Here is a 14,544-nt window from a genome sequence, read left to right on the forward strand (position 1 = left end):
TTTTCCGGGGATAGAGTGACAGTTCAATTCCTTCAAAAATTATTTTCCAAAATCATAACGCTATTTTTATTTTCCATTATAGTTACAGCGCTCTTCAGGTTTTTGAATTCAGAGCAATCAAATATTATAAATGCAAGTATTCAGGCAATGAGCGTCGATCCACCCTTGGTTACAAAATGGATTTACCGAGATTCATTTTATTTTCTACTGGGTTATGGAGTTTGGATCAGTCTTATTCTTGTTACTCTTAAATTTCTAAGCAAATTCAATCTGCTATTCGACGATAAAATAGTAACGACGGCGTTGGTGCTCATTTCTATAAGTATGGCTTTAATGCTTCGTGATATACCCGACGTTTTTTATGATTCGCGTAAAAGGAACGTTATTATCGCTTTCCTTGTAATATTTTCGATTGCTTTGGTATTTAAGGGAAGTTTTATCCAAGAATTAAGCCGCCGAGTAGCCAGAATACTGAATGAAAAATATGCGATTCTTGTGGGTTTAATAGTTTTATTAGGTCTCCTGCAAAGATTACTTGCTTTGCAATTTGATGATGGGTTATTACAGAGCGGAGATGATCCTAAAACTTTTTATGAGTCGGCAATTAATCTCTACGAAAATGGAATTAGACCCAATTTAGGATTTAGCCCAGGTATGAGCTATTTCCTTTTTGCCTGCTTTAAAATTTTCGAAATCGGTCAGTTAATTCCCAAAATACTTTTGGCATTGATCGGCATGCTTGGGCTATTTTGTTCGATCGAGACAGCAAGAATATTTATTAAATCTAAATTTGCAGGCATAGCAGCGGGCGTATTTTACCTTACCTCAAGTCATTATGTTTCTTTTTCAAATCAGCTATGGAACGAAAATTTATTTAATCCTCTATTCTCGATATTCATTTACATAAATCTGGTGGCACTCCGTAAGAGCGGTATAAAATATATTATATTACAAATTCTAATTACGGTCTTCGCTGGTATTTGTTTTTCATTACTTAGAAGTTGGTTTCCCTTAGTGTTCTTGGTATTTTTGGCTGGCTATTGCTTCGAATCTCGTAACGGAAACATTCTTAGAAAAGCCCAACTTATCTTGATCGCGCTATTATTTTGCTTCTCTTACTTATCTCCACGATTTCTCGGAGGACAAGACGACGGCCTGATTGCTACGAATAACTCTCAAGTGAATTTCGTGATCGGAAATAATCCGTATTCGCAAGGAACATATACTCGACATTGGGTTACGTTTGTAGCGGAGTCTAAGTTGGACGTAAATAGCAAGGAGATGGCTAATTACCTCGTGCAAATATATAAAAAGAATCCGGAATTAGTTTTTACAAACCTATATAAAAAGCTTATGCTATGGTTTGTAGGGGCTGGAGGCCCACGGCCGCTCGGAAATTATTATCAACATCCCTTGCTGATTTCTCAATATTTCTATAGGATCTCGATCAGTTTGCTTTTGCTAGTGGGTTTAATTCGACTAATCAAATATAAAAAATTTATACTTCCTTCGGCTTATTTATCCATTCTACTTGTTCATTTAGTTTTTTTTGTGGATTATCGATTTACTCTTACTGCCATGCCAATTCAAGCGGTGTTAGTTCCCTTTGGAATAATAGTTATGGCGAATATTATTAAAAAGAAAATAGCGACTTAAGTGAGTGGTTTTTCTGTTGCGCCGTTAATCCATTCAGTAAAGGGAAAAAAGGGCCTCTTCTCGTTAAATTTGCTCGACATACAATTTATTTAAAATCTAATTTATAACTCAAACCTGTCAGCGCGGAAAAGAGGGAGAATGGATTTTATGATTAGAAAAGGGCGATATATCCGTCATTATTCCATTCCTGAAAGGCTTATGTCAGGCAGTATGCTCTCAATCTATTTTTGGGTTCTCTTTTTCCCGCTTTCTATCCTTTTTTCCCAGAACCTTAATAATTACCCGACCTTCGTAGCCCCTCAGTTTCAACAACAAAATCTTGATCAAGTTGTCAGCCTAGCAAATCAGTCCAATTCTTTAAATAACTGGGAAACAATTTCCGGCCAAGGACTCAGCGCTATTAAGTCAAATTGGGAGAATGCTTCAGCTTTAGAAATAGAATCGCTCGTCAGTTCGATTACCTCAAGCCCTAATTCCGGTACGAGTTTACAAGATTATCAAAATGCGGTTTCGGCTTACTTGTGGGCACAGGAAAATAATGCCGAAACACAATGGCTAAATCAGGTTGATTCTCAACTTTCTAATGCACGTGACAATTTTATCAATGGTCAGTTAGCGATTAATATTTCGAATAGCACGACGCAAAACCAGCAGCTGGTAGTTACGAGTAGCGGAAATGTGAATTCGGCCATTGCAAACTCTGCTGATTATAAAACTGCGCTTAATACTGGATTGCAAAGTTTTTCCGACTCTTTAACCGCATTACAAAGAACTTATGAGCAACAACTATCATCCTTAAACCAAACCGATGCGCAATATAAGGCGAATCTACTGCAATTGCAAGGCTACGAGAATACTGTAAAGCAGGGTATGCAGACTTCGGTTTCACAACTTCAAACTTCCCTCCAAACTACAGCTTTATTCTATAATACCAAACCAGACGGAACTCCGAATTGGAATTCGATGACCCAATCCGGATTAGATCTGCAAAACTTGATTACTAGTTTAAGTCAAGGTCTCGCGAATGGAAGTCCGCTCTCGGCACTTGCAAATCAAATGGTCTCTTATCTTCAAACTCAAGAAACTCAGGCACATAATAATGCCACTTATTGGAGCCAAAAAGCTACTCCGTACAATTTATCGCTAACCGGAACTGTTCTCGGTGGGGAACGGGTATTAAGCGGGCTGCAAGATTTATACAATTACGGGAATTGGGTATCCTCTGCAAATCCTGTTATCGGAGCTATTAAGGATTTCATCGATGGCGGAAGTAATAATCAAGATCCCACGTTGATTAACTATCTATACGGCAACGATTTCAATTCGAATAACTATAGTATTCTAAAGATAAATTCAGCAGATTTTAAAGGATACAATACTGCCTATACGAATTATAGCGTTTTTCCGATCCAAACGGGTTTTGCTGGCAATGACCTTTATTATTCTTCAGCAGGTTATAATGCATTCGATTTTAATGCGACAGGTTTAGGATTTCTCGGCGGTTTTGTTCTTCAAACAGGCTTCTTTGCGGAAGATAAATTTGATTATAGCATTAATATTCAGCTTCAAGACAAGAATGCATTATCGAATTCGCAAGTTTGGAGTGGGTTCCGAAACAATTTAAGCACCGAATTAAATAGTTGGAATTCAATCACTTCATCAATTTCAAGTTGGGAAGGACAAATTTCTGCCTATCAAGCACAATACGCGACTTGGCATGCACAAGCAGCTATCTATGCCGATGGCTTACAGCAATCTTATTCCACAGGGGTTGCAAATTTAAATTCTCAAGATCATAATTGGCAAAATGGATTATTGGCCCCCTTTCAAAACACCAATATAAATTCCGGGGCCGGCAATTCCATGGATTCTATAAAATCGTCCTTCTTAGATTCGGTTTCTCCTAAGATTACGCAGATACTTTTACCTTCCGACAATTCCGTTCTTTCTCCGGCTGCCCAGGCGCCAGTGATAGATCAGAGTAATTTAAACAATACTTTATCTATTTTTCAACAATCTTTAATGGGTGCGTCTAACTTAGCTTTAGAAAATCAGCTGAATCGACAAGCGATTGATGAAAATAAAAACGCTATTCAACAAATTGCAACTTCACTTGGGAATAACGCGGTTGTCGACAGCCATGGAAACATTGTCTATACTACTTCGATAGAAGATGGACATGCTCGATTAAAAACGGGCGGCGATGCCACAAACGCGAGTGATTATGAAGCAACCACTGTTAAACAGAATATATTTCTTTCCGCCCCCGCTACAATTAAAATTGCGGCCGCGGGAGATTTGTTTCAAACTTGGAATACAGGTTCGATAATTTCTCAGAATCAAGCTAATCTTGATTCATTTAATATTTCGTATAACTCTACAATAAATTCGTTAAATTCTCAAATAGCAGCGCTAAATTCTTTAAATGCAAAAAATGATAAAGCTTTTCAGGACGCGGCGCAGGCTGCAGCTAGTTTTGCGTCTGATCAGAAAAGTTTGGCTCAGGCATTATTCCAGGGTGGAAATTTTGAGTCCTGGGTTAAAGGGCAAATTCAGGATAAAGTGAACACCGCAATGGCAACAGCTATAGCCAACGCAACTGGGATGAGTCCTGACATGGCAAGCCAACTCGTAAGCTGGTTTGAGAAGAACCAGGCGGAGAAAAAAGCCAAGGCAAAAGCGAGAACGGAACAGATCACGTCCGGACTCGTGACAGTGGCAAGTATCGCTGCGTCGTTTATAGCGGGACCTGAGATGATGGCGGTTGGACAGGCGGTTCTGCAGGCAGCACAAGGATACCAAAACGGAGGAATGGAAGGCGCTCTTGTTGGAGCGGCGAGTGGAGCAGCAACAGCGTATGCAAGACAGTTCGGAGTCAACGTGGGAGTATCATACAGCTACTCGGGAGGGTTTGGAGGAACAGTAGGACTTGGATCTTCTAAACTCAATGCGGGAGTTACGTTTTCCCAACACGGAAGCACTTCGTTTAACATAGGAGGGAGCTACGGAAACGTAAGCTATAACCCAACGAGCGGGTTTAGCGGAAGTGTGAACCTTACCCCGGGACAGAATACCGGGGTCATGGTGAATATTGCTCAGCATAGCGGACCTAGTTTAACAGTCCAGGAATCTAATGAGGCTTCGGGAGTCGGTGGTTCCGTAACGATAGATGGTAAGGGAAATGCGACAGTAGCGGCAACGTATAGAAATGCTACGGTAGTATCGGCAACGGGGAATGTACACGATCCGAGTAGTTTTGGGAACCTGAAGGCGAATGAGAATTTTAATAGTGATCTGAACCAGAACCTTGCCATGGGTAAGGCGGACGAGAATCTAAAGGCCGGAACTGCAGAGTTAGCAGCCGGTCGTAGTAAGATCGCAGAGACTGGAAATGAAGCTCAGAAAGAAGTCTTAAACAATGAGAATGCGAGTGCACAAGACCAGCATGGTGTCTGGGCTACCCTTGCTAGTGCCGGTGAATTTTTAACCGATCCTAGTTCTGCGTCTACGTGGTTGGGACGGACCGCGCAAGATGTTGTGGGCAGTTTCCTTGGTAGTACGGGACTGGGTGCGAGTGATAGCAATGGGTTTATTGATAAGAATGGAGAGTATGTCCAGAGAAGTTGTTTCACAGCCGGGACACTCATACGGACGAAAGAAGGCTTAAAGCCGATCGAGAAAATCGAGATTGGGGATTTAGTCTTATCGTTAGATCCGAAGACTGGAGAAATGTCTTACAAGAGAGTGTCTCGACTCTTCTCCAAAGAGACACCACTTATTCATCGAGTCACGTATACTAACGGAAACGTAATCAATACGACTTGGAACCACCCTTTCTATATTCGAGGAAAAGGATTTACTGAAGTTAGAAACATTCAGGAAGAAGAGAGATCGGTCACGGTTGCGAGTATACGGAACTCGTCTCGTATCGAGAGAACTTCCGGAATACAGATCGGGGCTTCCTTAGCGGCGATAGGAAGCAGATCGTCGAGCTCAAACTCAGCGACTTGGAAAGACGAGATTCGAGGAACGGTTGGGATTGCTAAGATCGAAGAAGTGTATGAGAAGACGAAAGTCTATAACTTCGAGGTTGAAGACAATCACACGTATTTTGTGGGAAAAGACGGGGTGCTTGTACACAACGATGCTGGATGTATGGCTGGCGGCTTTGCAACTGGTGTTGGTAAAAGTATAGCGAGATTGGTAGATGCTCCTCAGCACTTAATCGAAACTGGGGCGAGCATTGCTGCTCCCGATAATTTCAGAGTCACAGACGAATTTGGTCGTCCGGTGAACGAGCATCCACTGGAAGCCCCGCTATCTAAAGGAGTGGCTTCGACACTTTATGATAAATTAGTAACAGAACCGGGAGCAGAGAAGGCGGCCAATTCAGATTGTGCCAATTGTTCGAAAGATTATTCCACGGGGTATAAATGGGGTAATTTCATCGGTGACGGTATGTTATTAGTTGCTGGCGGTATCACCGCTCTTCGAGGAAAGCTAGGAGGACTTGATGGTAAATCAGGAACGACGAAGGAAGCTGCTGAGGTTGGGCGAAATATTGGGAAAGCTGCATCTGTCCCGGAAATACCAAGGGGATTTTCAAGCCCAGAGCAGTACTCAAAGGCAATGTCTGAATTAAATGGTATTATGAAAAGTAAAGGAATAACAGATTATAGAATAGGTGTAAGCGGAAGTTCAGTAACTGGAGAAAGTTTTAAGTCGGGCAAACCTTTCGGACCTCATAGTGATATTGATGTATTTATTGAAAGTAATACATTAACGAAAGGGATTGGGACTTCTAAAAATATTCCAGGCTTTGTACATCCAAATAATTTACAAGAATTACATCCGGAATTGAATGCGTGGTCTAATAAGTGGCAATCAATTCTTGGACGGGAAGTTTCAGTTGGTGGTTTTCAAACGGGGAAATTACCTGATAGACCCGTTATCTTCTTCGGAAATAAATGAAATGGGAAGGGAACTTTTAATAAGATTAGAAAATAAAAAAGTCCTTTCTGAATTTGCAAAACAGATAACAAATCTGCTAAGAGGCGAAAATTTAGAAAAAAGGGAAAGCAATTTTTACACTTCAGGGTATTACTTCAAATTCCGGACAAAAAAAAATGAAGTTTCCGTTTATGAAGCAGATTCGGAGAAATTTGTAGATTTCGATTTCTCTGTGTATTTTAAAAATGATGAACCGCTGCTTAATCTCACATTAAAGAGCCTAGCTGAAAATTTAATTTCCCCTGGCGATGAAGTTGCAATTCCGGAATCACCTTTAATTGACGCTAAAACAGAATTTTGCAGGAAAGACAGATTAGGTCAGATTGAATGGGTGATAATCTAAAATATGCGACATTTAACGAAATCCATATTCTATTTATGATCCCTCGTATACACTCCGTCCCAGTCGGAAGCCGGAGGATTCAGTTTGTATTCCTTGCATCGATCAGTAAGTAAAAGGACTGCTTTATCGGACTGACCTTTAGCGGTCTGCGATTCTTGAAATTTACGAATCGCTTGATCCCATTTTCTGTCCAGATAGAGGTTCAAGCCTTCCTCATACAACCCGACCGATTCTTTCAGAGAGGGGGGAATTTTATCGCCAATTTCAGCAACAGCCTCGTATAATACGACCGGCTCGTTCTTACCTTTCACTCTAACCAAATCCAATTTTCGAGTGACAATTTGATTTTTAATTTCTTCATAAACGGAATCCGAAACGAGAATCGATACTCCGTAATCCTTTCCTGCAGCTTCTAAACGAGCCGCCAAATTTACCGTATCGCCCATCATCGTGTAAGAAGCCAGCGCATCCGTTCCCATAAATCCGACTTTCGCGAGGCCGGTATTCAAGCCGATGCGTATATTCATATCTCTGGCTTCGGGAATATAACGATGCTCCTTGTTCCAAGTCTTCCGGAGATCCTCCAACTTCGCGAGCATCCTCAAAGAGGCCTTAGTCGCTTTTATACAATGTTGGTCCACGTCCACTGGCGCGTTAAAAATGCCTACGATCGCATCCCCGATGTATTTATCCAAGACGCCTTCGTGCTCCTTTAAGATTAGAGTCATTGCGGAAAGGTATTCGTTTAATAATTCGGCGAGCTCTACGGAACTTAACTTTTCGCTAATCGCAGAAAACCCGGCGACATCGGAAAAGAAAGCGGTGACCCTTTTTTCGGTTCCCCGCTTTAATGCAGCTAGATCCTTCATCGCTTCGCCGATGACGACCGGATCGATCATGCTGCCCAGAATTCCTTTGATCTTTTCCCTTTCCCGCAAACCGCTTACCATGTGATTGAGAGCGATCGATAAATTTCCGAATTCGTCGTTCCCGCCCGGCTCGAACTCTACGTTTAAATCTCCTTTTCCCACTTCCTCGGCGTCGCGAATCAAACGTTTGATTTTCTGAACGACTATACCCGATATGAAAATCGCTAAAAAGATGGAGAACCCGCAAATTCCCAATGCGGAAAGTACCGCCCTATCTCGGTTGCTTCGAATGGATTTTAATCCCTCCGTTCTATCGACGATGGTACGAATTAAACCGGAAAAATTGGAGGCAAGTATTACCGTAGGAACATCGTCCACATCCTCCGCCAATAAGGGGGTCGTATCCAATTTCCAAAGGATTTGCTCCGCTTCCGTCCGGCTATTTCCGATGATACCGTCAGGAAATAAAGTTTTCAGCTTTGCAGTCGGGGTTTCGCTTTCTCCGGAATAAATCCAATCTCGTAATGCGTTCCATCGATCCTTGAATAACCGACTCCCGTCGGCCGATTGGATGGATTTTTCGTAATCGGAACCGTCGGGTCGAAAGCGAAGAAGAACTTGGTCTTCTAGAGCGGAATTTCTGGCGGACCCCAAAGCCTCCACTTTCTCCACATCTTCTTCGTTAGGCGGATTATTTCTTCGATAAGTGGCAAACAATAAGTCTCGTTTCCGAACTAAGGAGGAGTAGTTCGCATAATGATTCTTAAATTCCTTATCCTTAAAAGGAGGAATCGGAGGCTTCTTTTCCCTCAAAACCTTAAGCCTTGTTTCTAAAAGAGAAGGAATCCTGCTTAGTTCGGATACGATGGCCCTTTCCTCGTTAAGGTAAGCGCCCCAAGTACCGGGATGTTTCCGAATGGATTCGATCAGTTTGGCTCTTTCGGTCGAAGCCGGATTCCGAAAATGCGGAGAATACAAAGCTTGCAACTCAAGATTCGATTGCTGAAAGGAGTTAGGCGGAATTTCTCCCGTAATTCCGACCTTCTCGACAAGAGTCGAGAGTGCGGTTTTGAGACCGTCCTCCAGTATATTATCAAACGAGATTTCGTTTAACGGAGAATCCGGATCGAAAATTTTCGTATCTAAAGTGGGCTCCGATATTTCCCCGGGTACGATTCCCGTCAAAGCAAAGGTCTGGATTCTAAAACGGCCCGTATCTAATCCTAAATCCTTGATTTTCTTCCGTCGGGAATCCGCCAAAAGCTGAACGATCGCCGAATCCATTTTAGAACGGTGTTTTCGAGCGATTAAAAATTTGCTCTTTACTTCCTCTTCCAATGCGGACAACTCGGTCGGATCCGTTTTTTCCTGATTTTCTTTGATCTCGTACAATCTCTTGCGAAGCAAGGACGCGTCTCGATCGGCAAAAACGAATTTCCTTGCCAAGGATTGTAGCTCGGAAAAATCCTTTTCCCCTACATGCTCGCTTCCGTCCCGTTGAAGCTGCGCCTTAATATTTTTCTCCAGGATTTCGATATCGGCCTTGGAAAGATATTCCGAATAATAGGTGTCGAGCGTCTTACGTACTTTACTTTTTCCTAATGCTCCAAAAAGGCTCGTTTTGATTCCGAACAGGGAGACTTTTTTTTCTTCGACCAACGTTTTCGTGGTTCTGTATTTCTTAAGAGCCTCGGTTTGCTTACTAACGCGATCCCTAAATTCCTCGATCCGGATCAGACTTTGAGAAATATTATCCAGTTCCAAAACGAGGGACGATATATATCGTCTTGAAATGGCGGCCTCCCGTTCATAACTTTCGGTCAGAATCTCGGTCTGTTGGCGCACATATATGAAGGAAAGAATCAGGATGGTTAAGGCGATCAAGCTGCCGGTAAAAAAGGCAAGCTTTGCTCGAATCCCGGAGTAGAGGAGGCGAAAAACTCCGAGCACACTGGCAAGAATACGATTTACTAACCCGCTTCCGATTGCGGAAGAATTCTTGTTCATAGGAAAAAAAAGTCCCTGAAAGGATGCTATGGCAAGCAATATACTTTGGGAAATTTCTTTACCGATTCGATTTTTTCGGATTCTATAGAGAGACTTTAGAAGAGTTTTTCAAAGGTTGCGGTTCGGTAGTCGGAAGTTAAGTAAAAAATATGAGAGCAAGCAGGGCATCGATAATTCCCTTGTCCTTTCACTCTCAAAAACCGGAAACAAATCGGACAGGCGACCATACCTTCCTCTATTTCCTTCTTTTTATCCTGCAATAAGAAGGCTTTTGCTTCCTCGCGGGTTGAAAAAAAGGGAATGAGTACGTCTAGGCCGAGCTTTTTCCAATCTTCGACCAATGCAGTAGGTAAAAAGCAGACCGAGAATTTGGATTGAGGGTGATTCGTCACCGAATTCTTGAGCAGGATCAACCCTTCTTGGTCCCAGGCAGTCAGCCCGCCCGCATCCAATAAAATTCGATGAATTTCCGACGATAGGACTTGCTCTATCTTTTCTTGAAAGGAGGTCCCAAGTACCGAATCGAGTTTGCCCTGAAGATTGACAATTAATTCTTTCACAGGTGGCACTCAGGAGAATCGATAAGATCCGGGTTTTCCGCAACCGAAAAAACCCAAAAAGGTTGGACTTTTACCATTTAGCGATATTTTTTTCCTTAATGGAACATTGGAATCGCCGGACCTTGATATTCCCTCTGGACCTTTGCTTTATGGTCCTGTCCTACTTTTTGGCACATTTAATTCGATTCGAATCCTTGTCCTTCCTGCAAAAACCGGACACCTTTCTAATCCCTCTTGTGATCGTAGTCGCATGTCGATCGGTCGTATTCTTATTTTCGAATATTTATCGTTCCATCTGGGCTTACGCTTCGATTCATGACCTTCTGGAAATCATTAAAATCACGGTCCTTTCCTCCTTTATCGCGACCACCGTGTTGCTCTTCTACAACCGCTTCGACCAGATGTCGCGAATGGTCCCGGTTCTAGACACCATTCTTTTGCTAAGTTTCCTATGTCTCAGAAGCCTTTCCTGGCGAATCTTTCGGGACCAGTATATCATCCGAAAGACCAGGGAGCACGGAGCTCCGACTCTCATCTTAGGAGCCGGAAAAATGGGGGCGTCCCTATTATCCGAATTCCGCAGGCATAGCGAATTGAAATTAAACCCGGTCGGATTTTTGGACGATGACGAAAGCAAAATCGGCGCATTGATCCAAGGAGTCCCGATTTTAGGGAATATCTCGAAGGCCGAAGAAACGATTCGCAAACTAGGGATTAAACAAGTAATTATCGCAATTAAAAATCCGGACGGAAAACTGATCGGTCGATTGCTGAAGACTTTCGAATCCACTGAAGTAGGCTTTAAAATCCTTCCGTCTATCGGTTCGCTTTTTTTCGATTCTCCCAAAATTCAACAGTTGCGCGAAATCCGAGTCGAGGACCTTCTTGGAAGACCTGTCGTCGATCTGGAAATCGAATCCATCCGTTCTTATATCAGAGGAAAATCGATCTTAGTCACCGGTGCAGGCGGTTCGATCGGAAGCGAGATTTGTAGACAGGTCGCGATCTTCCAACCTTCAAAACTAGTCCTTCTAGATTCCGCTGAGACACCCCTCTACGAAATAGATTACGAATTACGCAAAATTTTTCCGCATTCCGGAATCGAGTTTTTTCCGGTCGTCGCGGATATTAAGAATCTTTCGCGAGTGAGTTCTGTTTTCGAAGCGCATTCCCCGGAAGTCGTATTTCATTCCGCGGCCTACAAGCATGTACCAATGATGGAAACAAACCCGTCGGAGGCCGTTTTAAATAATATATTGGGTACTAAAAACGTAGCGGATATTGCCCGTCTGTCCGGAGTAGAACGTTTCGTACTTATCTCCACGGATAAGGCAGTTAACCCGGTTAATATCATGGGCGCTTCCAAACGCGTAGCGGAATTGTACATCCAGCACGTATCTCGGGAGACCCGGACCAAATTCATTACGGTTCGATTCGGAAACGTATTAGGATCCAACGGTTCCGTGATCCCAAGATTTCGGGAACAGATCCAGGGCGGCGGTCCCGTTACCGTAACTCATCCTGAAGTCATTCGATATTTTATGACCATCCCGGAAGCTACCCAATTAGTTCTGCAAGCGGGTTCCATGGGCGAACGCGGCGAAATATTCTTATTGGAGATGGGAGAGCCGGTGCGAATTCTCAGTCTAGCGGAGGAAATGATTCGTCTATCCGGCTTACGACCGTATGTCGATATTCCGATCGAATTTACCGGCCTAAGACCCGGGGAAAAACTTTTCGAAGAACTGCTTTTGGATCTAGAAGGCATCAAAAAAACTCACCATCCAAAAATCAGGATTGCCGCCCCTTTAGAAGATAGCGATCTTAGCAGCTTCCAGGCCAGGTTTCAGGCCCTTTTGAACGCCGCACGCTCCAACCAGGAAAAGGATATCTTTTCCCGGTTTAAAGAGCTAGTTCCGGAATACAAAGTTCACAAGGATTACATCACTGAAGAAGAGGCCAGGGCCTTAGAAAAGAATGGATCATAACCCCGAAGATATCACCGTACTTCGCGACTTTAAAAAACAACTCTTCTCCCTCTATTGGGAAAGGTTCGGTACTTTCTATCTGCACGCTATGCCCCATCCCGATTTAAAGATCGGAAAGAGAGGCTTACTCGGAGACGAACCCGAATCCGGAATTATCTTAGTCATAGGTCCGCGAGCCGCTAGGGACATTCGCATAGAACAGGATTGGGCCTATGCAGAACTCCAATTCGGGTATACTTGGGAGCAAGTTTTCATTCCTTGGGACGCGGTGTTTCGATACTTCGATAAGTCTCAGCAAACCGTTTCGCAAATGAGAATTTTCTTAGGTAAGCTGCAATCTTCCGCGGGAAGCGGCCCTGAATTCGCCGAAACCGATTCTTCGTCCCCTTCGGGAGAACTTGTTATCGAGTCGAAGGCGAAAGGAAAGAAGCGCAAAAACAATGTCATCGAAGTGGATTTCGGGAGTAAAAACAAAAAATGAGTAATTACAGATGGTTCGTACCGGGAGATCTCGACGGTTTTTTCGGCCTAATGATCGACAATTTAATTCAGATCTTAGTGTTAGTCGCCCTCTGTGTGGGGCCTTGCGGAATGCCTCAGGAATTCGTTTTTCGAGTCATCATTCCGGGGGCGGCAGTATCCCTGCTATTGGGAAACTTATTCTATGCCTTGCAAGCAAGACAACTTGCAAAAACGGAAGGCAGAACCGATGTCACCGCGCTGCCGTACGGGATTAACACCGTATCCCTTTTCGCTTTCGTATTTTTCGTAATGTTTCCCGTTTATTTAAAAACAGGAAGTTATAAAGCCGCCTGGGCAATGGGCCTACTCGCGAGCTTTCTCTCGGGGTTGATCGAAATGTTAGGAGCCTTTGTTGCGGAAAGGATTCGGAAGGCCACGCCTCGTGCCGCACTTCTTTCCGCTCTAGCGGGAATCGCCCTCACATTCATCTCGATGGATTTTTTAATTCGAACCTTTCAGAATCCGCTAGTCGCTTTCGTGCCTTTCGGAATCATCTTATTACAATATTTTGGACGGGTGGTTTTTCCGTTTAAAATTCCCGGCGGCTTAATTTCGGTGATAGTCGGAACGATTCTGGCCTGGTATTCTCCTTATTTTTCGGGAAAACCGATTATGGATCCGGAAGCGTTAAAATCTTCGCTAGGCATCGGATTATATCTTCCGGTCTGGAGCGCCGGTGAAATTTTTTCCGTATTTAAGGAAGCGGATATCAGAGAGTATCTTTCGATCATTCTCCCGATGGGAATTTTCAACGTGATCGGATCCCTTCAAAATATAGAATCCGCCGAGGCGGCCGGAGATAAATTCAATACTCGAAATTCTCTTCTAGCGAACGGAATCGGAACCGTCGCGGGTTCATTCTTCGGTTCGCCCTTCCCTACTACGATTTATATCGGTCATCCAGGTTGGAAGGCGCTAGGAGCGAGGGCCGGTTACTCTACGCTGAACGGAGTCTTCATGACCGTCGCGGCTTTCTTGGGACTCATGGGATTCCTTTCCAAACTGATCCCTATCGAAGCCGGAATGGCAATCGTCTTATGGATCGGAATCGTGATCGGCTCCCAAGCTTTCGAAGCGACTCCGACTCGTCATGCTCCTGCCGTAGTCATCGGTTTGTTACCGGCGATTGCAGGTTGGGGCGTTCTCTTAATCCAGAGTACTTTTAATTACGCGGATCCGATTTTAACGAAGGCAATCGAGGGAACCGCTGCGGCTTCCCAGACTCCGAATATTTGGCTATCATTGGTTCCCGCAAACCAACCCATCTTTCCGTATCCATTAGAGGGACTCTTAAGTCTTTCTCAGGGATTTCTTCTATCTTCCATGGTATGGGCTGCGATTGCGACGTTCGTAATCGATCGAGATTTTAAGAAGGCGATTCTGGCGAGTTTAGCGGGAGTTTTTCTTTCGGCTACGGGATTTATTCATGCCTATTCGCTACGGGGAAACGCGATTTTAACCCCATTTGAACCGAATTTCGGTCCGTTTGTGAAAGGATATTTGCTTTTAGTCTTACTTTTTCTGCTGGCTTCTTTCTTACGGAAGGAGCCGAGAACGGTCTAATATGATGACGGGAAGAACGCCCGGGG

At 43.6% G+C, this 14,544-nt stretch carries 8 protein-coding genes; 6 read left to right on the plus strand and 2 right to left on the minus strand.

Annotated elements, in window-relative coordinates; translation table 11 throughout:
• Positions 1 to 15 precede the first annotated feature (15 nt).
• From LEP1GSC047_RS14705 to LEP1GSC047_RS14715, 3 genes are all read left to right on the plus strand, one after another.
• The gene (locus LEP1GSC047_RS14705) at positions 16 to 1,656 is read left to right on the plus strand and encodes a dolichyl-phosphate-mannose-protein mannosyltransferase (protein ID WP_238325595.1); all 1,641 of its coding nucleotides are present in this window, start codon (positions 16 to 18) and stop codon (positions 1,654 to 1,656) included.
• Positions 1,657 to 1,794: 138 nt separating this feature from the next.
• The gene (locus tag LEP1GSC047_RS14710) at positions 1,795 to 6,627 is read left to right on the plus strand and encodes a TIGR04388 family protein (RefSeq protein ID WP_010409651.1); all 4,833 of its coding nucleotides are present in this window, start codon (positions 1,795 to 1,797) and stop codon (positions 6,625 to 6,627) included.
• Position 6,628: 1 nt separating this feature from the next.
• A complete protein-coding gene (locus tag LEP1GSC047_RS14715) occupies positions 6,629 to 7,009 on the plus strand; it encodes a hypothetical protein (protein WP_020988854.1) in 381 nt (126 codons plus the stop codon).
• Positions 7,010 to 7,038: 29 nt separating this feature from the next.
• Here LEP1GSC047_RS14715 and LEP1GSC047_RS14720 read toward each other — a convergent pair whose 3' ends face one another.
• Positions 7,039 to 9,885: an adenylate/guanylate cyclase domain-containing protein gene (locus LEP1GSC047_RS14720; protein WP_039935271.1), complete on the minus strand. Its 2,847-nt coding sequence runs from the start codon at positions 9,883 to 9,885 to the stop codon at positions 7,039 to 7,041.
• A gap of 95 nt (positions 9,886 to 9,980) precedes the next feature.
• Positions 9,981 to 10,445, minus strand: a complete 465-nt coding sequence (locus tag LEP1GSC047_RS14725) for an STAS domain-containing protein (protein ID WP_010409658.1) — start codon at positions 10,443 to 10,445, stop codon at positions 9,981 to 9,983.
• Between the two features lie 98 nt (positions 10,446 to 10,543).
• Here LEP1GSC047_RS14725 and LEP1GSC047_RS14730 point away from each other — a divergent pair, with 98 nt between their 5' ends.
• The 3 genes from LEP1GSC047_RS14730 to LEP1GSC047_RS14740 are packed head-to-tail and all read left to right on the plus strand — an operon-like array spanning position 10,544 to position 14,518.
• Positions 10,544 to 12,433 (plus strand): polysaccharide biosynthesis protein, encoded by a 1,890-nt coding sequence (locus LEP1GSC047_RS14730; protein ID WP_039935273.1) that lies wholly within the window; start codon positions 10,544 to 10,546, stop codon positions 12,431 to 12,433.
• A complete protein-coding gene (locus LEP1GSC047_RS14735) occupies positions 12,423 to 12,914 on the plus strand; it encodes a ClpXP protease specificity-enhancing factor SspB (protein WP_010409663.1) in 492 nt (163 codons plus the stop codon). The genes LEP1GSC047_RS14730 and LEP1GSC047_RS14735 overlap by 11 nt, the downstream gene beginning before the upstream one ends.
• Entirely contained in the window at positions 12,911 to 14,518 is a 1,608-nt protein-coding gene (locus LEP1GSC047_RS14740; protein WP_010409666.1) for a permease, read from the plus strand. The genes LEP1GSC047_RS14735 and LEP1GSC047_RS14740 overlap by 4 nt, the downstream gene beginning before the upstream one ends.
• The last annotated feature ends 26 nt before the right edge of the window (positions 14,519 to 14,544 follow it).

Origin of the sequence: Leptospira inadai serovar Lyme str. 10 (assembly GCF_000243675.2) — a bacterium.
GTDB lineage: Bacteria > Spirochaetota > Leptospiria > Leptospirales > Leptospiraceae > Leptospira_B > Leptospira_B inadai.